The following is a 22330-nucleotide window of genomic DNA, read 5'->3' as shown; positions in this document are numbered from 1 at the left end:
CCACCAGGAGCTGATTCCGCGCAGGGGCCTGCGCCTGCCACGGCGACTGCCGCACAGCTGCGGCAGTCACCGACTCCACTGCTGACGCTGCACGCACCGGCAGCGCCTCTACCCCATGGCACACCGCCACGCCAGCCTCAGCGAGCCGCGTCTCGAACGCCGGCTCCCGCCAGAGGCAGCCATCCGCAATCAGCACGCAGCTGTACCCCCGCCGGCCGATCCACAGCCGGCCGTCCTGCACCACCCCGTCCTCCTCGACCACCCGCTCCTCGGACAATTCATAATGAAGCCCAGCCGCGTGGCAGGCTTCCACAAGCGCCAGGAAGCTCACATCCAGCTTCCCTGCCGCATCGTCCGGCACGTTTGAACCGTCGTGCTCGTTCATTTGCATTGCCCGGTCCGGCCGAAAGCCTGCCATAATCCCACGCGTCGGCGCTACGATGAGCACATCCGGCTCACCGGTCAGATCCGGCAGCTGCGCCGCCTTCGCTTGCAGGTCGGCCAGCAGCGCCGGGAACGCCGCCTTCCACGCTACATGACTCGGCATGGATGGCGGCCAGTCCTTTACCGCTTGCGTCGTCAGCTTGAGTTGATTTAAATGAAAGGCGAAAGTATCTATGCCGTGCCCCGCCAGCCATAGCACATAATCCGTGAACGACTGCGGCGAAACGCCCCAGCCGCTGCCGCCCATCGCTTCGACCAATACGGTGTCTCGGCCCTGCTGCATCGCGATCGAGTGAGCAATCCGCGGATAATAATTGTTCCCTGGGAACCGCTCCAAGGCATCGACCGCAGGGGTTTCCACCACTTTTAGCATTTGAAAGGCCGATCCGCTATAGGACAACTGAAAATAAGGACTTTCCTCCGCTTTCAAATGCGCCGTGAACTTTTTGCCATGCGCTTCGCACCATGCCGCGATCGGTTGATAGAAGTCGGACACCAACGTATCCGTCAACATCTCCCAGTAACGAACCCGGAATTCCCCATCATCTTCGCCGTCCTTAAACAAAAGGGGCAAACACGCCTCCATCTCTTCGCCGTACTTCTCCCGATAACGCGCAGGAAAACGGTCATCCCAGGGGAGTCCGCCCGTCAGCACGGTCAGGCCATGTCCATCCAAGAAAGCGACTTCGTCGCTGAAAAAACCCGTCACATAGGCAAAAGCCTCCGGGTTCAGCCCTTTCCGGTAACCTTCATGCGTAATGTCGATAAACGCGGCCACCGCCTGTGGATCCAACGAAGAGACCGCGGATTTTTCACTAAAAACAATGCGCTCTTTTTCCGAATCCCATGCCATCGACTTGCAGATCGAATCCGGCAGCCTTCGCATCACTTCCCCGCTAGCCGTGCCCGAGGGCCACCCATTTTCATCATAGATCCAGAACGCCATGCCCGTTTCTTTCGCATAAAGAATAAGCTCCGAGAGAATGGCAAGATACTCCCCACTCATATATACCGGGACATTCGGATAATAACGCGGATGAAAAATAACGCCGGATAGCCCCGCATCCTTCAGTTCGTCGAGCTGATCTTTTAACTGCTCTAGACGCAGCTCATCGTTGATAGACCATAAACTGAGAAACGACAACCGTTTTACCAATTTCCCCTCACCTCTGACCAATCCTATTCTTCTATGTTTAATTATAAAAAATGGCCTCCATAATGTTAGGGGTATTTCCTGTCATTTTATAGGTGCAATCTGACAAAATAACCCTTTGCTTACACCTGAATCCGCGTTAACGCCGCTTTCTCCCCACGCCAATCCAAGCGGTATAACGCCTTCCCATCCGGCAGATCAACCGAGATTCGCCACACGCGATCCGCTTCGCACTCAACGGTCAATATCCCTTCAGCAATCAGCTCATTCCGATCATAGCGAAGCGCCTGAACAAACCATACGCGATCCGAAGCCATCACCCGCTCAAACAGCGAGGTGCGAGATGTACTCGGCGGATTATCCGGCGTCAAAGCGGAGATCACCTCCGAAGTCTCGGAGCACCAACTTAGCTGCTGCAAGTACCCTTCGGCCATAGCAAAAAGCAAGTTCCCGTTACGCCCCGCTAACCTGCGCTTCTCTTTCAGCCATTGCTGATCCCGCTCGCCAATCGCCACGGTTGTCGTCTCCCAGCCCTCGTCGTCCACAAGCATCCCGCTAAAATGATTCGCAAGAATCACCTCGCGGAGCGAAGGTACCTGCACCTCTACCACGTCCAGTAAATGCGTATCCGCCAATAGCGAAATCCGCCTTATCCGCACGCCTTCGTAAGCTTCCTGGCTCCACGACTTCAGCTCCTCCGGCAGGATGATGCGCCCTTTCATCCGATAATCATCGCCGCACCAGTCCACGGCAGATTCCACCCAGTCTCCCCACGGCTCTGTGCGAAGCTGAATAAGCTCGCCGTCCCGTGGCGGCTGATCCTTGCCTGCGATGCTGACGGTGTTGTGCGCGAGCGTATGCTTGAACCAGCCGTAATGCGTGGGGATGCCGTAGGCCGTCGTGCCCGGATCGATAAGCAGCGGCGTTTCTCCGCAAACGATCGAAAGTCCGAGCCGATCCATATGATCGTGCTCGCCCCCGAACCGACTATGCTTGATGAGCACGTGCCAGCCGTCGTTGTTCGCCATTTTGGTCAGACCGCTCCCTATGAACGACTGGGTTGTCTGCATCTCGGCAATCAGATCAACGCTTCCCTCCGCATTCTGCCCACTGCTCAAATTCTGCCCGTACATGAGGGCATACATGGAATCTCTCGTCGCCCACGCCTTCGCCTTCACCGCACCCGTCAGAGCATACGCCGTCAGCAAATAGTTTCGATACAGCTCATCGCCGTAAATGGCGTACGCAATCTCATAATTAGGCGCATAGGTGCCGATGTGGCTGTGCGGTCCCGTATCGTTAAGCGTCGGCATCGCGCCACTGGGCAGGAGCAGGTGAGGCGGATAATCGAACATCGCTTTCACCGCCGGATTCGGCCAAATGTCCCATGGCGTCCCCTCCGCCACCATGGCGAAATGCAGGAGGGATTGAAAGGCATAGAAATGGTACTGTACATTCCCCTCATACCATAAGCCATCCTCCAAAATGCCCCGATTCAATTGATCCAACAACCCATACGCGCCATCCAATCCAGCAAGAATGATCTCCTCGTTCTCTAGCAAAATGCCCAGCATCCCAATCGCCGATGTGATCAAAACGGCATGATTGTGGATTTGCTCCTCTTTATATGCGATCAAAAAGCGCGCGCACGGCTCCAGCAGCCCTTGCCGGATATGCCGCGCCTCCTTTTGCGTGAGGTGCTCCTGAATCACGGCAAAGCCAAGGGCAAGATCGGTAATCCAATGGGCTTCGTCCAGTGTTTGCGCAAACAAGCGACCCGGCCCATTGTATGGAATATCTCCGTGTATCGCATACGTTTCATAGTGATCGGCATAAGTCGTCAGCTTGATTTTTATCCATTGCAAAATCTCGCGCTCTGGGTTAGCGATATACAGCAGCCCCAGTTGAGCCACCGCTTTTCCGATCTCGACGTGCACAATCGATGTCCAAGCCGCATCGTAAGGCTCGCCGGTGTACACCTTACCGCAAGTCGGGCAAGCATGGGCAAAAGGCTTCTCCCATCGGAACGATAGCCGGGTTCCGTCATCCGAGCAATGATAATAATGCGTCCACTGGCCCCGTTCCACGGCGTGAATCTCATAAGTAATACGGGCCGCTTCAGCCGCATCCCGCTTTAATTGCTGCGCAGCAGCAAGAAAAACCGGCGAACTGAAGTTCAGCCGGAATTGCTCCAAACGTTTTTTATGCATACCTGTTTCCCCTAGCCTTTCAATGAACCTGCTGTCATCTGCATGAACGATTTGTTCGCAATCATGTAGGCCACCAGCAGCGGCAAAATCGACAAGCATGCGCCAGCCAGCATATAGTGCGTCTGAACGGCCGCCGAAGCGCCATAACGCAGATAGGACAAGCCTACTGTCAGCGTCTGCAGTTTGGGATTCGTCATCGTAAAGACAAGCGGCCGCAAATATTCGTTCCACGCACCGCAGAAGGTAAACAGCGCCCCGACGCCAAGGCCTGGCCTCATCAGCGGCAAAATGATGCGCCAAAAAATACCGCCATTCGAGCAGCCGTCAATGCGGGCCGCCTCGTCCAGCTCACGGGAAATGCCTTGCAGAAAGCTGAGAAGAATAAAGAAAATATACGCATGGCCGGCAATTTGAATCAGGGCAACGCCCCATAAATTCGTGTGCATGTGCAGCTTAACCATCAACTCAAACTGCGGCCGAATCACGACAGCACCGATCGAAATAAACATGGTCGAGGCTTGAATCGCCACATAAATCGATTTCCCGGGAAATTTCATCCGATCTACGACATAAGCCGCCATCGATGCGACAATCAACGTTCCGATGGTCGACGTTGTGCTGAGAAATATACTGTTCCAAGTAAAGCGGGCAAAATTCGCCTGTACCCATGCTTCTTTATAGTTTTCGAAATGCAAGGTTGAAGGGAAAAACTTGCCCCCCTTGGTGATTTCGAGATTGGACATCAGCGAGCTTAAAAAGGTCACCACGACCGGGAAGGCGATGAGAATCGCGGTCACGAGCAAAAAGATCCAGAGCAGCGCTCTTCCGCCTATTTTTCCAAGTGAGATCGACGAGGTTCTTCGCCTTTCCCCTGCTGCAGCAACACGTTCTGTTGTGGCTTCCATTGCGAAGCTCCTTCCTTATTGCAATTTGTTCAAGCGACGCGACATCGCATGATACGCCAGCGTGATAATACCGACGATAACTGCGGTTGTAAAGCCTACGGCGCTTCCATAACCGAACTGTTGATCCACTGCGCTGCCGGATGGTGTCGGGAAGAAAAGCTTGTAAACATACAGGTACATGACTTCCGTTTTGCCAACTGGGCCGCCTTCCGTCAGCACCATGATGCTTTCGTAGCCCTTCAGCGAGTTGATGATCGCCAGCATAATGACGATTTGCAGCACAGGTCCCAGCATCGGCACAGTCAAATACCAAAACTGCTGCCATTTATTCGCACCGTCGAGAGACGAGCTTTCGTAAACGTCTTGCGGAATATTTTGAAGACCGGCCAGGAACAGGAGCATGTAATTCCCAACAGCGCCCCATACCGCGATAATGATGACCGTCAGCATAGCATGCTTGGGCCCAAGCCAGTCAATGCTTTTCGAAATGATGTGCAGCTTCAGCAAATATTGATTGAGAATCCCATTGTACGAGTTAAAAATAATGAAAAAGACGACCGCCATGACCGCTGAGCTAATGATCGTCGGCATGAAATATACAGCCCTTAAAAAGTTGCGCCCGCGCAGCTTGGTATTCAGAATTACTGCAAGCAGCAAGCATAAAGGAATCGTAATGATCAACTTGCCTCCGGCATAAATGAACGTATTGACGACGGAATGCCAATACTGGGAATCTTCCGCAAGCCGACGGAAATTGTCTAGCCCAATAAAGGCTGGCTCACCGAAGCCTCTGTAATCATAAAACATATACCGAATGGCCCACGCAATCGGATAAACGCCCAGCACCATCGTGAGCACAAAGCTCGGCAATAAAAATAGATAGGAAAACCCGATCTGTCGTGTCCTCTGCATTCTTGTTCCCTCCCCGTTAGAGAAGGAGAGTAGAGATCCGCTCTCTACTCTCGCCTCCTTCACACGCTATGTCTAGTACGGCAACCTATTTCGCCATTAATTTCATCGGGTCAAAATTCGGATTCGGCGTTACTTTCACGCTGCCTTTAGCGACTGCTTTGTCAAGCGCATCGTTATAGCGTTTGTTCAATTCGTCGACCAATTGATCCAGATTGCCTCCGGAAATCATGTACTTGAAGAACGCATCGCTATATTTCATGCCTTCTACCGTAACTGTCGGCTGAAGCGGCCATGTACCGTCTTTGCCAACCGGCAGGAAGCCATCGATGCCTTTGATGTTTGGTTTTGCCGCAACGGCGGAGATGGATGGCACCATGGAGAGACCGAAGCCTTTCTCATGATACGTTTTGAGCACGTTATCTTGGTACATGTAGTTCATGAATTTCCAAGCCGCATCGGCATTTTTCGTTGTATTGCTAATGGATAGCCACTGGCCGCCTACGAATGACGTTGCTCCCTTTACCGTGCCGTCAAATGTCGGCACAGGCGCTGCTGCCCAGTCGATTTTGGCCGGGAACTGATTCGCATACACTCCTGGCTCCGCGGAGTAGGAAATGTACATGCCGATCTTGCCTTCCGCAAATTGCGCGCGCAGTGGGTCGATATCGAGGGACTCCATACCCGGGAGGGTACTGCCATCGTCCAGCATTTGCTTGAATGCTTGGATCACAGGTTTATAACCTGCGAAATCAAATTTTGCGGTTTTGAAATCGAAGCCGTAGCCGCCGTAGCCGCTTGCTTCCGCAATGACCCGTGCCGAGCGTCCAAGCGCGCTTTCCGGGCTTTTGAAGTTCAGCGCGAAGCCGTAGGAGCCGGATGCTTTGCCGACTGCGGTAATTTTCTTCGCGTCCTCAACCATTTCCGCGAGTGTCTTCGGTGGAGCAGCGATGCCGGCTTTGGCGAACAGGTCCTTGTTGTACACGAGACGCAACGTGGAGCCGTAGTTCGGTAAGCTATAGATTTTGCCGTCGAGGCGGTTGAAGTCGTCAATGATCGGGAATTTCTTTTTCATCGCATCATCCAGATAGGCGTCGATCGGCTTCAGGTAGCCTTTTTGTACGAAAGGCTGAATGGTGTTTTCTTTAACGCGGATCACGTCCGGCGCTTGTCCCGAAGCGAAGGCAAGATCGATCGCTTGGTTGAAGTCCTCCGTTTTGACGACCATCTCGACCTCAATATTGTCGGTGTTCGTCTCGTTGAACTTCTGCACCACTTCTTTGATGTAGTCCATATCATGGCGGTCGCCCGTCCAGTAGCTAAGCTTGGTTTTGTCTTTTTTCACGGGCGCTGCGGATGATGCCGGTTTATCGGATGCTTTTGCTGGCGCTGTAGAGGTGCTGCCTGTGTCCGAGCTGCTGCTGCATGCTGCCAAACTGCCCACTAGCAGGGCGCTTAATGTGACCATCCCTAAGGTTCTTTTCATGTGGTGAATCCTCCCTTTTGTCTCTGCCTTACACTTCTAATAGTAAAAGAATTCACGTCTCCCGATAATGAGGCGAGTTCTTGTTCAAGGGCAGGAATTTCTATGAGATGTGGGAAATGCTGCCCTCTGTGTCCCTCGCTCCGCCCAACCTGCATAATGTACATCTAATTCGCAGAATTTGGCTGAAATTCAGCGTAATCCTGCAAAAAGTACATGTAAATTCAATGATTTCGCCCAAAAAGACGTAATTTGGGGCCATCATAGTACATTTTGATGTACAAAATGCAGGATCACTCCATCAAATTCCCTTTTTACGGAAATTTGATGTACTTTTTGCAGGTTCTCGTGCCCCACCTCTTTCAACGAACTAAAAAACAGGCAAGACCTCACTTCCCGGTCTTACCAAGCGACATCTCTTTAAATTCCGTCGGCGTGAGGCCCGTCTGCTTCTTGAACACCTCGCTAAAATACCGGCGGTGCTCATAGCCAAGCTGCTGCGCGATCTCCTGCACTTGGTAATCCTCGATCAGCATCGTTTTCGCGCGGTCGATCCGCGCTTGGGTGACGAATTGCTGGAACGTCGTCCCGGTCACTTTTTTGAACAAGTTCGAGTAGTAGCCCCAGCTCAAATTGACCTGCTTCGCACAGTGCTCCAGCGTCAGCTCGCTGCCCAAGTTGGCTTTAATATACTCGGCTGAACGGTGAATGATGCGCTGCGACTCGCTCGCCCGCTCCTGATGAATCATGGCGCAGCCGATCTCGCACAGCCCGATGAACCAAGCCTGATACGCCTGCAAATCGGCGGCATGCTCCCGGATCTCCTGCTGCTTCGCCTCGAAAACCGCCAGGCTGGCACGCGGGAACTTCTCCGTCAGCACGCGGAGCATGCGCAGGACGAGACCCTCCAACAGTCGCTCGACGCTCCCCGGGTCCGGAAGCACGGACACCTTGGCGATTTCCGCAAAGATGCTCTCCGCCCAGGCCACGCAGCTATCCCGGTTGCCGGAGCGGAACGCAAACAGAAATTCATTCTCGCTGTCCTCCGTATAGATCCACTCCACCGGATGCTCGGCGGCTTCCCTGCTGTAGCTGAACGCTCCGTTTCCGCCTGTGTAGAAATGATACGAAAGCGCATGAAGCGACTGCTGATAGCTCTTAGGCAGCTCTCGTACCGTGTCTACGCACGCGCCAAGCCCAATCGAAATCGTAAATTTCGTATGCCGGGCAATATTTTCACAGCATGCGTCCGCGACTGCCATCGCCTCCTCGCCGCTTCCTCCTCGCAGGATACAGATATACCGGTTATACGACTCGCGGAAAACGACCGAAGTAGTGTGCGCGGCAATCGTTTCCTCCACGATATTTTGGAGGGAGAACCGGACGAGCTCCAGTTCCTTCAGCGGCACCTCTGCATATTTGTCCGTGAATTGGTCCACTTGAATCGTCATTACGACGAACGGCGGCATGAGCGCATGAATGTCCAAAAAGTCCGAAAGCCGCGCCAGCTCCGCCTCATTCGTCTGGTGATGGACGAGCAGCGACAAATATTCCTGACGCAGGGCCGGCATGCTTTCTTTCATCTTTTTCTGCAGTCCGAGCAGTTCATTCCGGCTTCGGTTTTCTTGCTCCCACACCTCTTTCGCTTTCAGGACCGCCTGCACAATCTGATCGATGGAAAAAGGCTTTTTCACATAATCCAGCGCCCCATATTGAATGGCTTTTTGAGCATAATCAAAATCCGTATACGCACTCAGGATCATAACCTTGCTGGCAGGCAGCGCCTCCACAATGCGTCGGGTCATTTCGAGGCCGTCCATTCGTGGCATGCGAATATCCGTCAGAATCAGATCCGGTTTCGTCTCGAGGATTCGTTGAAGACCCTCTTCCCCGTCTGTCGCGGTCCCAGCAATGTGAATGCCATGCTCGTGCCACGAGATTTTCGTTGCGATCATCTCGACGACACTGCGAATATCATCCACCACAAATAAGCTAACTGACTGGCTCATGGAAATCTTCCTCCGTTTCATAGCGCGGCAGCCAAATTTCGATCCGAGCTCCCCCGACGTCATTATTCGTAATCTCCATCCGGAACCGGGTCCCATAATAAAGCCCCAACCGCGTAAAAATATTATGCAGCGCATAGCCATGCTTTTTCTTGGACGGATACGCGATCGACTGCTGCAGCTTCTCAGGCACCAGCCCTTCTCCGTTATCCTCGGCCGCAATGCGCAGCCACTCGCCTTCCCGGCTGACGGTGATCTGGATCTCACCACCGGATTTACGGTCTTTAAACCCGTGCAAAATGCTATTTTCTACCAATGGTTGAATCATGATTTTCGGAACTAAACAAGCTTCAAGCTCAGGTTCAACGGTAATATGGCAAATAAACAACTGCTCATACGACTTTTGCTGTATCGCCAAATACTGGCGGACATGGTCCATCTCATCGCTTAACGGAATCAGGTCGCGTCCCCCGCTCAAACTAAGCTGAAACATCGTAGAGAGCGCCAAAATCATCTCATTCACATCGTCATTCTCGCCAAGCACTGACTTGCAGTAGATCGTATTTAGGGTGTTATAGAAAAAGTGCGGATCCATCTGCGCCGACAGCGCCTTGATCTCCGCTTTTCGCTTGTCGCTTTCCCGGTTCTTGACATCCTCGATGAGCTGCTTGATCTCATCCAGCATGCGATTAAACCGAAAACCCACCTGAGAAACTTCATCCTGATAGTCGCTTTCAAAGCGCACATTCAAATCGTTCTCTTCCACGCGCTTCATCAGCTTTTGAAGCCGGAATAGCGGCTTTAAGAGCAGCAGCGTAAGGTTGTTCGCGATAAAAAGAGATACCAAGATAAAGCCGATAATCACATAGGTCGTTACCTGTTTGATGCCGTTCAGCTTCGCCAGGAGGTCGGCTTTGTCCTGTACGCCGATGATCATCCAATCGTCCTTGACGTCCAGTCGGGCATAATTGACCAAGTAATCTTTCCCTGCTTCATCTCTGAAAAAGTAAGCGCCCGTACGGTCCTCCGTCATCTGGTCGGTGAATCCCTTGCGTTGAATGAGCGCCTTATCCGTGCCGTAATTCGCATAGTTCACGTCTTCACCGCGCGAATCCACAAAATAATAACGCTTGTTCGGCGCAGATAGATTCTCCATGAACAAGTCGCGAAGATCGTCTTCCTTGACATTGATGACCACAAACACTTTGGAAGCCTCATTCTGCAGATACGTATCATCGCTCACGCCTTCTGCGATCAGGGAAATCACGCGCTGGTTACCGGTAAAGAAAGGGTCAACGTGCCCTTTGCTCCAAAAGCCTCGCTTGAGCTGCTGAAACTGCGTATACATCTCCGACTCATAGAACGTATTGGCCTGATTGCGCACGCTGGACGTCGGGTAAAAATCACCGATTGGCGTCGCAATCAAAATGCTTTCGATCATGGAGTCATTAAATTTGACCTGTGAAAAAACGTACTGCAAAGACGTCAGCGTCTTATAATAACTGGACTTGTCCCCGTTCTGGACATCCTTCATCAGCTGTTTGAAGGCGTCGCTGAACATCAGCGCCCGGACGGCGATACCGATATTTTTCAGCCTTTCGTTGACGATTTGGGCTGATTGGTTTACCGTATCCTGGCTCGTCTGCAGCGCGTTGCGCTGAATTTCCTTGGAGGCGATCAAGTAGGCAATGCTTCCGGTCGCCATAAGGCCGACCGTTATCAAGACCACAAACGTAAACCAGATGCGACGCTTCAAGGAAAGCGAATGCACATAACGCGAGAGCCGCGTCCAAATCTTGAATCTATTCATAGGCGAGACATCACCTTTCATCATAACCAATAAAGTGTAGAGTTTACCTATTTTATTATAAACGAGGCATAGGCAATTCAACATGGGGAGAATTCAAGGATGTGGGCAAGTTTTTCTATTCGCGGCAAAAATCAGGAACATATGTTCTTTATTTTTTGGATGAAATATGGTAAGAATAAGGAGTGGCATTTTTTGCCTGACAAAATGAAGAATTAAAGGAGATGTTTAATATGTCAATTCGTCTGACCCCCTATTTAGTGTTAAATGGAAATGCGAGAGAAGCTGTCGGCTTCTATGAAAAAGCGCTTGGCGCGCAGGTCGCGATGCTGCAAACGTTCGGAGAAGCACCGGAGCATCCGGATTTCAAGCTTCCGGAGGAGGCAAAGAATCTCGTTAACCACGCGATGATTCAGATTGGCGAGGCCACGCTCATGTTCTCCGATACATTCCCTGGCCAACCAGTTCAGGTTGGAAACAACGTCACCATCTGTCTGCAAACGAATGACTTGGACAAGGCCAAGCAGTTCTATGAAGCGTTGAAGGATGGCGGCAACGTTATCTTGCCTTTCTCGGAGACCTTCTTCAGCCCTGGCTACGCTCAGTTGACGGATCGCTTCGGCGTAACGTTCCATATTTTCGCAGAAAGCGCTGCGATGAACTAGGCTTTTAGAAAAAAAGAAAGCTTACCACGTCTAGCTGCTAGACGTTGGTAAGCTCATTAATAATACTGACGAAGCAGTGTGGTTTCCAGGTCAGCGCGTTCTTCGTCCGCTTCAAGCTCCTCTTGCTCAAGCTCAACTTCACGCCCCATCCCGAACCAGGCACGGATACTGATGACCAGGATTCCAGCAAACAAGAAGAATCCAATTAATGTCCACCAGATGCTTTCTTTAACAACCGATACCGCCCCCAAGATGAGAATGATCACGGGCAAGCACCATAGGCTTTTTTCTAAATAGATTTGAAGCCTCTTCTGTTTACTCAAGCTGCTCTATCCCCTAAAAGTAGCATTTTACCCCGTATACCTTTCGCAGGGGAAATATCCTTTAAGACCGTTGGGTCCGTTTCCTTCATCGTCCAATTTGTGGAAATCTTCTTGACCAGCTTATATATTCGTGCTTGGCGTATCGACAATATCCGGATCCACCGTATTTGTGCTTCCGTTAAGTACATTTTGCACGCTCCCAAAGCTGTCGCCAGGTGAAAAGGAGTTCGCCCCGGCAAAAATTTTGGTTGAGCTGGTTAAGTTCACAATGAAAGTATCCCCGATCTGCACATTGGAGCCTGAGGCTACATTCAGAATCTTGATTCCGCCATTTATGACTGCCGGCATTGTCTGGAACACTCCCTTCCTAACCTTAACCATTGTATGTGCGGAGTCGCCTATCGGTCACATTGCAATTTCGTCGGATCTCTCTGCATACCGTTGACAGGCTTATTGGTTTTCGCTGGCATAAAGAAACTAAAGATGAAAGGGTGCTGACATCGTGAAGCTTCGGATTGAATTAAGGATTACATGATTATGTTACTTTCTGACCGACCATGTCACAACATCGCTTTTTAATAATACCGGTTTATCTGCTCTTTGAATTTCAAGTTCATACCCTTTGACTGTCTGCTTCAACACCTGCCAGCCTTTATACAAGGTTTCTAGCTTATGCAGTAATTCGTCCGTTTCAAATAAAAGTTCGAACATGGGGTCCAATAAATTTCCGGTTTCAACTTCGATTTCTTGAATATTTGAGGAAATAATGAAGCAGTTAATGCCTCCATTTGTAGTCCCGGCTTTCATTCGCTCGATCACGCGGTCAAACGTTTCTATTGAATCCAAATGCTCGAGTGTTGAAACCGCGTAGATATACTGATAATGATTTGGAATTACCGTGAACTGGCTTATATCCGATACGATCATCTCTAATTGTTCAGCGACACCGTATACCTTACTGTAACGCTTTAGATGATGAATCGCGGAGTCAAGGAAATCAACACAGACGACCTTCCCATTCGAAGCCTGCAAGTGCCGGGCAGTAGGAATGCTATTTCTTCCAACGCCACAGCCCAGATCCAGCACACGCATTTCACTCACCGGCTCCAACGCCTCAAACTGATCCAAAACTGTTTTTACCGGTTTATGCAGCCACGAACCTGCTTCAAATAGCGTCTGATTGTCATAACAATCATCATGGTACTCTTTTTCGCTCATCCGAATCATTTTAATTCGATCGGTCACAGTGAAATTCTCCTCCCTTAAGAAGCTGTTGCTGAATAAGAATCTGACGCAATGAACAGAGGCACCTCATCCTGCAAACGAAATAAACCGCCCCAATAAGGTCGCGGTCTATTCCAGACAGTTCTTATTAATCAAAATCATACCGCTGCTCTTTAAACGGATCTCCGTACATATGATACCCATTCCGCTCCCAAAAGCCCGGCTTATCCTTCGACATAAACTCGATGCCGCGCAGCCATTTCGCACTTTTCCAAAAGTAGAGATGCGGCACGACCATGCGTACCGGCGCGCCGTGTTCCGGCGTAAGCAGCGTGCCGTTATGCTTGATGCCGAGGAACGACGTCTCCCGGAGGAAATCCTCCAGCGGCAGATTCGTCGTCCAGCCATGCTCGGCGTGCAGCATGACGTGCGTCGCCTCCGGCTTCAGCTTCACGCGGCTCATGATCTCAGACACCGCCACGCCTTCCCACTCATTATCCAGTTTGGACCATGTGGTCACGCAGTGAATGTCATTCGTGAACTGCCGGCGAGGCAGCGAAATAAATTCCTTATAAGTGAACGTGTACGGTTCCTCCACGAGGCCGAACACCTTCAAGTCCCATTTGCTCATGTCATTGTAGTAAGGAACAGATCCGTAATGCAGCACAGGCCAGTTCTGCGTTAGCGTTTGTCCCGGCGGGACGCGGTCGCGACGCGCCTGCGAGGTGTTTTGTACGTTCTCCATCTCGTGCCCTCCGCTTGCCTAGGCCTGCCCGGTGTAATCGGCGTATTCCGCTGCAGTGAGCAAGCCTTCCAGGGCATCCGGACCGGAAATTTCCACTTCGACCATCCAGCCCTCCCCATACGAGGACGAGTTGACCAGTTCCGGGGAAGCTTCCAAGCTGCTGTTCACCGCAGTCACCTTGCCAGATACCGGGCAAAAAATGTCCGAAACGGTTTTCACCGATTCCACGCTGCCAATGCTTTCGTGGGCCGTAACAGCCGCCCCGACTTTGGGAAGCTCGACGAACACGATATCCCCCAGCTGATCCTGCGCAAATGCGGTAATCCCGATACGCACTAAGGTGTCAGACAGCTTATCTACCCATTCATGTTCTTTCGTGTATAAAAGATTAGCTTGTACGTCACTCATCGTTCCACGCCTCGCTTTTTTAACAAATTTTGCTTCTAGCTTAATCTAGACGGAACAGCAAAGTCAAGGAGGTCAAGCGCAAGCCTTGTAAGTCCCCCCAAAAGCCTGCGAAAGTTTTGTATTGACATTTTGCACCAGTCTAAGCACATAATGAATATAATTACATATAGGCGAATGAGGATATAGGGAGAGACCGCAACGCACGCTCGCGGCGCCGAAGGAGTAAACCGTCACCGGTGAATCTCTCAGGCAAAAGGACCTGTATCGGACGCAACTCTGGAGAGCTTCGAGCCCAGCCATACAGGCGGGGTGTCGGACACCCAAGGGGAAACTTGACGGCATCTGGAGCCGCAAGGCAACTCTCAGGTAAATAGGACAGAGCAAAAGGTATGTTTGGGCTGCATACTTTTTGCTCTTTTTGGCATTCCTGTAAAAGAGCGCTTTTCAAAATGCGGATGAAGGTGAGGAAGCTACATGCTGAAACGAACGCCGCTTTACCCGATTTATGCGGAGCACGGTGGCAGAGTGATTGATTTTGGCGGCTGGGAACTGCCTGTCCAGTTCAGCTCGATTCAGAAAGAACATGATGCCGTTCGGCAGCAAGCGGGGCTTTTTGATGTGTCCCATATGGGCGAGATTCTGGTGGAAGGACCAGGCGCGCTGCAATTCCTGCAAAAGCTGACGACCAACGATGTTGCGAAGTTAGCAGACGGCCAGTGCCAATACAGTCTCATGTGCTACCCGAGCGGCGGGGTTGTCGATGATTTGCTCGTGTACAAAATGGCTGACACGCGCTACATGCTCGTGGTAAACGCCTCCAATATCGAGAAAGATCTGGCTTGGCTTACAGAACATGCTTCGGACGGCGCCCAACTGACCAATATGTCCGACCAGACGGCTTTACTGGCTTTGCAAGGTCCGATGGCGGAACCGATTTTGTCCAAGTTAACCGATGCCCCCCTGAGCACGCTCTCTCCCTTTCATTTTCTTGAAAATGTTTCCATCGCCGGCATCCTTACACTGCTCTCCCGCTCCGGTTACACCGGCGAGGACGGTTTTGAATTGTACGTGAGCGCCAAGGACGCCATTCCGTTGTGGCAAAAGCTGCTGGAAGCCGGCGAGGAACACGGCCTGCTGCCCGCCGGTCTGGGTGCGCGCGATACCCTGCGCTTTGAAGCCCGCCTGCCGCTCTACGGGCAGGAGCTGTCGGCGGAGATTACGCCGCTGGAGGCGGGACTCAGCTTTTTCGTCAAGCTGAAAAAAGGGGATTTCATCGGCAGAGACGCCCTCCTGGAGCAAAAAGAAAAAGGACTGCCGCGCAAGCTCGTCGGCATTGAAATGCAGGAGCGCGGCATCCCCCGCTCGCACTATAAAGTGTATGCCGACGACAAGCCCATCGGCGAGATCACGACCGGCACGCAGTCGCCGACGTACAAGCGCAATGTCGGCCTCGCGCTGATCGATTCAGCGTACACTGCCCCAGGCACGGAAGTCGCGGTAGAAATCCGCGGTGTGCAAGTGAAGGCCGTCGTCGTACCCACCCCTTTTCACAAAAAGAAGTAGCCGCTAGGTCGGTTTGAAAGGAGATAGGCTGCCATGTCTTATGCCCATCGTTATTTACCGGTTACCGAGCAGGATCAGCAGGAGATGCTGAACACCATCGGCATCTCGTCCATCGAGGAGATGTTTCAGGATATTCCGCAGGCTGTTCGGTTCCAAGGCACTTTGGATGTGTCCCCTGCGCTGGACGAACAGGGGCTGCTGCGCTATATGCGGAAGCTGGCCGGTCGCAACGCGGATTTTCACCAGTATGCTTGCTTCCTGGGCGCAGGCATTTACGATCATCACCTGCCGGTGGTGATCAATCATGTCATCTCGCGCTCGGAGTTCTACACGGCGTACACGCCTTATCAACCGGAAATCAGCCAAGGGGAGCTGCAGGCGATTTTCGAGTTTCAGTCGTACATCTGTGAGCTGACCGGCATGGCCGTGGCGAACGCTTCGATGTACGACGGCGCGACGGCCCTCGCCGAGGCCGGCGCGCTCGCCAGCGGCGCTACGAAGCGCAGCCGCTTGCTTGTCTCGCGCGCGGTGCACCCGGAAGCGCGCGCCGTGCTTCGCACGACCGCCCGCGGGCTGAACCTCGAGGTCGTGGAGATCACCGTGACGCCCGAGGGCGTCACCGATCTGGCCGACCTCGCGGCGAAAGCCGCAGCCGGCGAGCCGGCCGCCGTGATCGTCCAGTCGCCGAATTTCTTCGGCTGTCTGGAAGATCTGGCGGCGGTGGAGCCGCTCGTGCACGGCGCGGGCGCGCTGATGGTCGTGAGCGCGAACCCGCTCACGCTCGGGCTGCTCGAGGCGCCGGGCAAGCTCGGCGCCGACATCGTCGTCGGCGACTGCCAGCCGCTGGGCATCCCCGCTGCGCTGGGGGGCCCGAGCTGCGGCTACTTCGCCGTCGCCGAGAGCTGGATGCGCCGCATGCCGGGGCGCATCGTGGGGCAAACCGTCGACCGCGACGGCAAGCGCGGTTTCGTGCTCACGCTCCAAGCGCGGGAGCAGCACATTCGACGTGAAAAAGCCACGTCGAACATCTGCTCCAACCAGGCGCTTCTCGCGCTTTGCGCATCGGTGTACTTGTCCACGATGGGCAAAAAAGGCATTCAGGACGTCGGCAAGCTGAACGTCCAAAAAGCCCACTACGCGGCTGCCAGGCTCGCCGCCTCCGGCAAGCTGCAGCCAGCTTTCAGCGGCAGCTTCTTTAACGAATTCGCCGTCAAGCTGCCGGACGGCGCCAATCCGGAGGAGCTGAACAACCGGCTCCTGGAGCAAGGCTTCATCGGCGGCTACGATCTCGGCCGCGATTATCCCGAATACGCCGGGCACATGCTGATCGCCGTAACCGAGCAAAGAACGCGCGAAGACATCGAAGGCTTCGCCGAAGCATTGGAGGGTCTTCTATGAGTGAACAACCGAACCTGAGCGGCAAAGCGCTCATTTTTGAAATGAGCCATCCCGGCCGCGTCGCGTATTCGTTGCCGGAATCGGATGTCCCGGAACAAGATCTCGATGAGCTGCTGCCCGCCAAATTTCGCCGCACAAGCGAACCGGAGCTGCCCGAAGTGTACGAAGTCGACGTGATCCGCCACTACACGGCGCTGTCACGCCGCAATTTCGGCGTGGATAACGGCTTTTACCCGCTCGGCTCCTGTACGATGAAATATAATCCGAAAATCAACGAAGACGTCGCCCGCTTCCCCGGCTTTGCGCACATTCATCCGTATCAGCCGGAGGCGTCGATCCAAGGGGCGCTTGAGCTGCTGTACAACTTGCAGCGCGACCTTGAGGCGATTACCGGCATGGACCGCGTCACGCTGCAGCCGGCGGCCGGCGCGCACGGAGAGTGGACTGGGCTCATGATGATCCGCGCCTACCACGAAAGCCGCGGCGAGAAACGCACCAAGGTCATCTGTCCGGACTCGGCGCATGGCACGAACCCCGCAAGCGCCACAGTTGCGGGCTTCCAGACGGTCACGATCCGCTCCAATGAGCGCGGTCTCGTCGACCTCGACGAGCTGCGCCGCGCCGTCGGCCCCGACACTGCCGCGCTCATGCTGACCAACCCGAACACGCTGGGCCTGTTCGAGGAACAGATCATGGAAATCGCCGCCATCGTTCACGAAGCCGGCGGCCTGCTCTACTACGACGGCGCGAACGCCAATGCCATCATGGGCATCACGCGGCCCGGCGACATGGGCTTCGACGTCGTGCACCTCAACCTGCACAAAACGATGAGCACCCCGCACGGCGGCGGCGGTCCCGGCGCGGGTCCGGTCGGCGTCAAGGAACGGCTCATGCCGTTTTTGCCGACGCCGCTTATCGCCAAGCGCGAGGACGGCAGCTTCTATTTGGATACGCAGGTTCCGCATTCGATCGGCCGGGTGAAAGCTTTTTACGGCAACTTCGGCATTCTGGTTCGCGCCTACACGTATATCCGTACCCTCGGGCCGGAAGGCCTTCGCAAGGTGTCTGAGTACGCGGTGCTGAACGCCAACTACATGTTGGCGCGGCTCACGCCTTACTACGATGTGCCGCATCCGCGCTTTTGCAAGCATGAATTCGTGCTCTCCGGCAACCGGCAAAAGAAGCACGGCGTCCGCACGCTCGACATCGCCAAACGGCTGCTGGACTTCGGCTATCACCCGCCGACGATCTACTTCCCGCTCAGCGTCGAGGAATGCATCATGATCGAGCCGACGGAAACCGAGAGCAAGCAGACGCTCGACGCCTTCATCGACACGATGATCGGGATTGCGAAGGAAGCCGAAGAAAATCCCGAACTTGTGCGTAATGCCCCTTACACCACGGTCGTCTCCCGGATGGATGAGGCGCTTGCGGCCCGCAAGCCGGTGCTGAACTGCTCCTGCGGTTAACATGAAAACACCCTCCATCTGCGCACATTCTCATGGGAATGGTGCAAGTGGAGGGTGTTTCTTTATTCGTTAGGGTGCGCTTGCCGTTTCTATATGCTAGTTGGTTACGATGCAGCTCAAGCTCATCCCCCTTCGCTAACGGTTGCAATGGCGCTTATTTGCCTCAAATAGCTTCTTTTCTGTCTGTAACGGTTGCCACATGGCTTATTTAGCTATATGCCCATCAAAACCTGCTCTTTTCAACCAAATAAGCGCTCCTGCATCCGTTATTTTCGAAACCAGCGCTTTTAAGGTAGAATAGCCGCTCTCACAACCGTTACGCAACGTTCGTCACACACAATCGCTGCACAATCATGCGGCGCTTAGCGCCTCACAACTGATCTGCATCATACGACGCTCATCTCTTGGCGATCTCCCTGTAGAGTATGAACAGATCGACTGTTCCACCTGCCGCCCGCAGGTGCAAAACCGCGTCCAATCCCCCTACTCCGCCAGCCGCTCCACCAGTTGATGCGAGCTCAGCACCAGATCCGCGCGGATCGTACAGGCTTCCGGCCGACCCAGACTATCGATGAAGTGCTGCACAACCCCGGCAAAGCCGCGACGCTCCAGCACCGTACTCCAACTGCCGAATCCCCGCAGGCGAGGCTCGCTCCCCCTTTCATAGAACACGGCCGACTCCAGATTTGTCACATCGACGGAGCGTCCGCTGCCGTGCAGCTCGACTTTTTCCAGATCGACGCCTGCAAGTCTGACCATGCTATACGTCCCGATGGCGCCGCCGGCCCCGAAACCGAGCGTCCCCGATGCATGCAGCAGCCTGCCCTCGCCGTCGACATGTTCATGCGAAGTCTTAATCTCATAGGGTTCTTCCCCAAGCCATAGAAGCAAATCCAGCATATGAATCAGATCGTCATAGACCGTTTCTTTGGCGCTGTGTCCTTGCTGGCGGACGCGATGCTTGACGGCGGAACACCAGTCGAAGCCGCCCGCCTGCGCGACCCATGCCTTTGCTTCCTGATACAGCGGTGCAAATCGGCGGTTAAAGCCGGCGGCCAGCAAAATCCCTTTTTGCTCGGCATACGAAGCCATTTCAACCGATTCTTTCCAGTCGTACGATAACGGCTTATCGATGTACACGGCAACCCCGCGCGCCATGCAGCGCATCGCAATCTCGTAATGCGTCGGCGTCGGACTATGGACGAAAACCGCGTCCAGCCCTAGCGCCAGCAGCTCGTCCAGTGAGGTCGTACCGAACGGAATCCGGTACTTCGCCTTCAACCGTTCGACGGTAGCGGGCGTATAGCTCATCAAACCGGCCACTTCCACGCTTTCATCCACCGTGAGCAGCGGTAGATACACTTTTTGGGCAATGTCGCCAAGCCCGATGATACCAATTCTTTTTTTCGCCATCCTATGCTCAGCTCCTCTTCACCGGTGTCCCCAGCACTTGACGTCCAACCCACAGCCCAAGTATGAGCAAAACCGCGCCAATACATGTAGACACACCATAAATTTGTACCCACAGCGGGGCATCCTTAATGAGTTCATAAATTTTACCGCCGGCAACCGGCCCCAGGAAAGCCGCAAAGCCGGTAATCGCGGAATACGTAGCAATGTACATCGGCCGTTCGCTTTTCGGCGTGTCGCCAATCGTAAATGCAAAGACCATCTGGTTAAAGCCGCCCAGTCCGATGCCGAGAATAATATGGGCCGTAAACAAAATCAGCACCGCCGGCAGGAAGGAAATCGCGCCCCACACCAAACACGCCAGCGCAATGACCGGCAAGGACCATAGCAGCAGCGTCTGCGCCGAATGCCGCGCGTTCAGATTGCCCCACACATAGTAGCTCGCCATCATAACCAGCGTATGGACAACCGTAATATAGGAGACCATGCTGTAGGAAATGCCCATGAGCTTCAGCATGACATACGAGAAAAGCGGTACCGCCAGCCCCTGCACGAACAGGAAGACGGCGAGAAAGACAATTGCTTTCAAAAAGCTCCGGTCCAACAAAGGCTTTCTGATCATCCCCATCGGGTTCGCTTCTGACGAAGGTTCAAATGGCGGGTTCGGGTAACGGCTGAACGCGATCATGTTGAGCACGACGCATACGGCGACGATCATGAACACATAGCGAAAGCCCTGCTCCCCTGGAAACTTGTCGAGAATTTGCCCGCCGATAAACAAAGCAAGCGAGCTGACGCCGCCCAGAATCGTATTCCGCAGTCCAAAATAGCGCCCACGCACCGCACGAGGCACCATATCGCTGATCATGGACGTCCACACGACACCTCCGGCGGCATTGCCCAGATGAGCGGCGGTATAGAGGACGATGTACATGAAGACCCACATTTTTTCGGGAAAAAGAAAGGGAATCAGCCCGACGGATGCCCAAAGAATCCGATGCGACGAGCCGAAGATCAGCAGCATGCGCTTGCGGTTTGTGAATTTTTGCATGACGACGGCCATACCGATTTGCACGATATTCACGATGGTCGTGATGGCGAGCACAAAACCGATTTCCGTCGAAGTCGCGCCCAGATTCAGCAAGTATCCCGTCAAAAAAGGCCCGCCGAGCAGTTGGAAAATAATAACCGCCGGGAAGCCTTCGAGCACCGCTACGCGCATGCCGCTTCGGTAGGAGGATGGTTTTCGGGGGTTGCGCAAACGTTCTATCTTGCTCATGATGCATGAAACCTCCAATTGTGGGACTTGCTAGGAAAGCGCGATCTGCTAGTTTACAACCTATAGGGCGCGTATGGTAAAATAGGAGTGATTACCTAATCTATCATGTCAGGCGGGATCACCTACTTATTATGAAACCAAAAATGTTTGGTCTACTTGCCAGCTTTCTCCTCTTCGTGATTTTCATTGTACTCTCTCTTGTGTATCAGTCAACCATTTATTTGTATATCGCCAGTGCGCTGCCGATCGCCATTGTACCGTTCCTCCCGGACATTCGGACGGACCACTTTGTGAAAGCCAATCGCACGGACGGCAAAGTTCGTCTGATCGCGATGGAAAATAAAAACGGCTCCGATACCGATTTTCTCGTGCTGCTCGTTGAGCCTGGTTACCTCCGCTGGAATCGCGGGCGGTTGTATTTCAACCTCGCCGATGTCATGCAGGATGTGTATATCAAGCCCGATCCGATGGCTGCGACGATCACCGTGCTGAAATACGATCTGCAGCTGCACCCCCGCAAAAAGAACTGGATCGGCATCTCCCTGCCGCAGCTAGCTCAGCGGACCGAACAGTTGTCCTACACGACGAACGAAATCAATCGTCTGCTTATTTCCGTCTCCGACCTCCAGGAATTGATGCAGGCGTCCGTCAAACGCCAGGCTGCCGTCGGGCAGCAGCATATCGGCGCATAGCCAAGCGCCTAAACAGGCACAAAAACACCCGCATGAACCAGGTGAACGACTCCTGAGTCCTAGCGGGTGTTTTTGCTTGCCTGTGTGGCAGCAACATGAGTACATGAACTGGAATTTCTCCCGTTCATTTCGCCGTAATCCGCACCAAACGCGGTGTGAACTGGAATTTCTCCAGTCTATTTAAGCAAAAGTGGCGTAAATTGCGAAAATCCGTGAAATGAACGGGAGGTTTTCCAG

General features: G+C 53.5%; 19 protein-coding genes and 2 riboswitches. Of the genes, 5 read left to right on the top strand and 14 right to left on the bottom strand.

The annotated features are described in order from the left end of the window. The 7 genes from EJQ19_RS22290 to EJQ19_RS22260 form a co-directional block, all read right to left on the bottom strand. A partial coding sequence (locus tag EJQ19_RS22290) for a hypothetical protein (protein WP_164716671.1) occupies positions 1–1600 on the bottom strand: 1600 nt, incomplete at its 3' end. Positions 1601–1719: 119 nt separating this feature from the next. Further along, positions 1720–3807: a heparinase II/III domain-containing protein gene (locus tag EJQ19_RS22285; RefSeq protein ID WP_164716670.1), complete on the bottom strand. Its 2088-nt coding sequence runs from the start codon at positions 3805–3807 to the stop codon at positions 1720–1722. An 11-nt stretch (positions 3808–3818) separates the two neighbouring features. Continuing rightward, the gene (locus EJQ19_RS22280; protein WP_126143448.1) at positions 3819–4712 is read right to left on the bottom strand and encodes a carbohydrate ABC transporter permease; all 894 of its coding nucleotides are present in this window, start codon (positions 4710–4712) and stop codon (positions 3819–3821) included. 15 nt (positions 4713–4727) lie between these two features. Further along, a complete protein-coding gene (locus EJQ19_RS22275; RefSeq protein WP_126143447.1) occupies positions 4728–5624 on the bottom strand; it encodes a carbohydrate ABC transporter permease in 897 nt (298 codons plus the stop codon). Between the two features lie 85 nt (positions 5625–5709). Then, complete coding sequence (locus EJQ19_RS22270) at positions 5710–7107, bottom strand: ABC transporter substrate-binding protein (protein WP_126143446.1); 1398 nt, start codon at positions 7105–7107, stop codon at positions 5710–5712. 386 nt (positions 7108–7493) lie between these two features. After that, positions 7494–9113, bottom strand: coding sequence for a response regulator (locus tag EJQ19_RS22265; protein WP_126143445.1), 1620 nt, complete (start codon positions 9111–9113; stop codon positions 7494–7496). After that, positions 9097–10920 carry a cache domain-containing sensor histidine kinase gene (locus tag EJQ19_RS22260; protein ID WP_126143444.1) on the bottom strand — a complete coding sequence of 608 codons (1824 nt, stop codon included), beginning with the start codon at positions 10918–10920 and terminating at the stop codon, positions 9097–9099. Before EJQ19_RS22260 ends, EJQ19_RS22265 begins: the two co-directional genes overlap by 17 nt. A gap of 230 nt (positions 10921–11150) precedes the next feature. Here EJQ19_RS22260 and EJQ19_RS22255 point away from each other — a divergent pair, with 230 nt between their 5' ends. Continuing rightward, entirely contained in the window at positions 11151–11582 is a 432-nt protein-coding gene (locus tag EJQ19_RS22255) for a VOC family protein (RefSeq protein WP_126143443.1), read from the top strand. Positions 11583–11638: 56 nt separating this feature from the next. Here the strand turns inward: EJQ19_RS22255 and EJQ19_RS22250 are convergent, their stop codons facing one another. From EJQ19_RS22250 to gcvH, 5 genes are all read right to left on the bottom strand, one after another. Further along, positions 11639–11905 carry a hypothetical protein gene (locus EJQ19_RS22250; protein ID WP_126143442.1) on the bottom strand — a complete coding sequence of 89 codons (267 nt, stop codon included), beginning with the start codon at positions 11903–11905 and terminating at the stop codon, positions 11639–11641. 120 nt (positions 11906–12025) lie between these two features. Beyond that, entirely contained in the window at positions 12026–12253 is a 228-nt protein-coding gene (locus EJQ19_RS22245) for a spore germination protein (protein ID WP_126143441.1), read from the bottom strand. Positions 12254–12445: 192 nt separating this feature from the next. After that, the gene (locus tag EJQ19_RS22240; protein WP_241243040.1) at positions 12446–13150 is read right to left on the bottom strand and encodes a class I SAM-dependent methyltransferase; all 705 of its coding nucleotides are present in this window, start codon (positions 13148–13150) and stop codon (positions 12446–12448) included. Positions 13151–13277: 127 nt separating this feature from the next. Continuing rightward, the gene (locus EJQ19_RS22235; protein ID WP_126143440.1) at positions 13278–13874 is read right to left on the bottom strand and encodes a sulfite oxidase-like oxidoreductase; all 597 of its coding nucleotides are present in this window, start codon (positions 13872–13874) and stop codon (positions 13278–13280) included. A gap of 18 nt (positions 13875–13892) precedes the next feature. Further along, positions 13893–14282 carry a glycine cleavage system protein GcvH gene (gcvH, locus tag EJQ19_RS22230; RefSeq protein ID WP_126143439.1) on the bottom strand — a complete coding sequence of 130 codons (390 nt, stop codon included), beginning with the start codon at positions 14280–14282 and terminating at the stop codon, positions 13893–13895. Between the two features lie 174 nt (positions 14283–14456). Further along, positions 14457–14553: riboswitch (glycine riboswitch) on the top strand. Between the two features lie 3 nt (positions 14554–14556). After that, a riboswitch (glycine riboswitch) is annotated at positions 14557–14663 on the top strand. Positions 14664–14756: 93 nt separating this feature from the next. Here gcvH and gcvT point away from each other — a divergent pair. From gcvT to gcvPB, 3 genes are read left to right on the top strand one after another with little or no spacing between them, the layout of a single operon-like run. Continuing rightward, positions 14757–15845, top strand: coding sequence for a glycine cleavage system aminomethyltransferase GcvT (gene gcvT / locus EJQ19_RS22225; protein ID WP_126143438.1), 1089 nt, complete (start codon positions 14757–14759; stop codon positions 15843–15845). Between the two features lie 33 nt (positions 15846–15878). Then, on the top strand, positions 15879–17243 hold the full coding sequence (gene gcvPA, locus EJQ19_RS22220) for an aminomethyl-transferring glycine dehydrogenase subunit GcvPA (protein ID WP_126143437.1): 1365 nt from the start codon (positions 15879–15881) through the stop codon (positions 17241–17243). Then, positions 17240–18712, top strand: coding sequence for an aminomethyl-transferring glycine dehydrogenase subunit GcvPB (gcvPB, locus tag EJQ19_RS22215; RefSeq protein ID WP_126143436.1), 1473 nt, complete (start codon positions 17240–17242; stop codon positions 18710–18712). Before gcvPA ends, gcvPB begins: the two co-directional genes overlap by 4 nt. A 483-nt stretch (positions 18713–19195) precedes the next feature. Here the strand turns inward: gcvPB and EJQ19_RS22210 are convergent, their stop codons facing one another. Together EJQ19_RS22210 and EJQ19_RS22205 are read right to left on the bottom strand one after the other, a co-directional pair. Beyond that, on the bottom strand, positions 19196–20125 hold the full coding sequence (locus tag EJQ19_RS22210; protein WP_126143435.1) for a Gfo/Idh/MocA family protein: 930 nt from the start codon (positions 20123–20125) through the stop codon (positions 19196–19198). Positions 20126–20132: 7 nt separating this feature from the next. Further along, the gene (locus EJQ19_RS22205; protein ID WP_126143434.1) at positions 20133–21401 is read right to left on the bottom strand and encodes an MFS transporter; all 1269 of its coding nucleotides are present in this window, start codon (positions 21399–21401) and stop codon (positions 20133–20135) included. A 131-nt stretch (positions 21402–21532) separates the two neighbouring features. Between EJQ19_RS22205 and EJQ19_RS22200 the strand changes: the two genes are divergently transcribed. Beyond that, positions 21533–22093, top strand: a complete 561-nt coding sequence (locus EJQ19_RS22200) for a hypothetical protein (protein WP_126143433.1) — start codon at positions 21533–21535, stop codon at positions 22091–22093. Positions 22094–22330: the final 237 nt, after the last annotated feature.

This window comes from Paenibacillus whitsoniae (assembly GCF_003955665.1).
GTDB lineage: Bacteria > Bacillota > Bacilli > Paenibacillales > NBRC-103111 > Paenibacillus_E > Paenibacillus_E whitsoniae.
This window is presented reverse-complemented; position numbering and strand designations above follow the sequence as displayed.

Coding starts and splice junctions, on each gene's coding strand:
- EJQ19_RS22285 (WP_164716670.1), bottom strand. CDS start 3,807: ATGCATAAAAAACGTTTGGAGCAATTCCGGCTGAACTTCAGTTCGCCG.
- EJQ19_RS22280 (WP_126143448.1), bottom strand. CDS start 4,712: ATGGAAGCCACAACAGAACGTGTTGCTGCAGCAGGGGAAAGGCGAAGA.
- EJQ19_RS22275 (WP_126143447.1), bottom strand. CDS start 5,624: ATGCAGAGGACACGACAGATCGGGTTTTCCTATCTATTTTTATTGCCG.
- EJQ19_RS22270 (WP_126143446.1), bottom strand. CDS start 7,107: ATGAAAAGAACCTTAGGGATGGTCACATTAAGCGCCCTGCTAGTGGGC.
- EJQ19_RS22265 (WP_126143445.1), bottom strand. CDS start 9,113: ATGAGCCAGTCAGTTAGCTTATTTGTGGTGGATGATATTCGCAGTGTC.
- EJQ19_RS22260 (WP_126143444.1), bottom strand. CDS start 10,920: ATGAATAGATTCAAGATTTGGACGCGGCTCTCGCGTTATGTGCATTCG.
- EJQ19_RS22255 (WP_126143443.1), top strand. CDS start 11,151: ATGTCAATTCGTCTGACCCCCTATTTAGTGTTAAATGGAAATGCGAGA.
- EJQ19_RS22245 (WP_126143441.1), bottom strand. CDS start 12,253: ATGCCGGCAGTCATAAATGGCGGAATCAAGATTCTGAATGTAGCCTCA.
- EJQ19_RS22235 (WP_126143440.1), bottom strand. CDS start 13,874: ATGGAGAACGTACAAAACACCTCGCAGGCGCGTCGCGACCGCGTCCCG.
- gcvH (WP_126143439.1), bottom strand. CDS start 14,282: ATGAGTGACGTACAAGCTAATCTTTTATACACGAAAGAACATGAATGG.
- gcvT (WP_126143438.1), top strand. CDS start 14,757: ATGCTGAAACGAACGCCGCTTTACCCGATTTATGCGGAGCACGGTGGC.
- gcvPA (WP_126143437.1), top strand. CDS start 15,879: ATGTCTTATGCCCATCGTTATTTACCGGTTACCGAGCAGGATCAGCAG.
- gcvPB (WP_126143436.1), top strand. CDS start 17,240: ATGAGTGAACAACCGAACCTGAGCGGCAAAGCGCTCATTTTTGAAATG.
- EJQ19_RS22210 (WP_126143435.1), bottom strand. CDS start 20,125: ATGGCGAAAAAAAGAATTGGTATCATCGGGCTTGGCGACATTGCCCAA.
- EJQ19_RS22205 (WP_126143434.1), bottom strand. CDS start 21,401: ATGAGCAAGATAGAACGTTTGCGCAACCCCCGAAAACCATCCTCCTAC.
- EJQ19_RS22200 (WP_126143433.1), top strand. CDS start 21,533: ATGAAACCAAAAATGTTTGGTCTACTTGCCAGCTTTCTCCTCTTCGTG.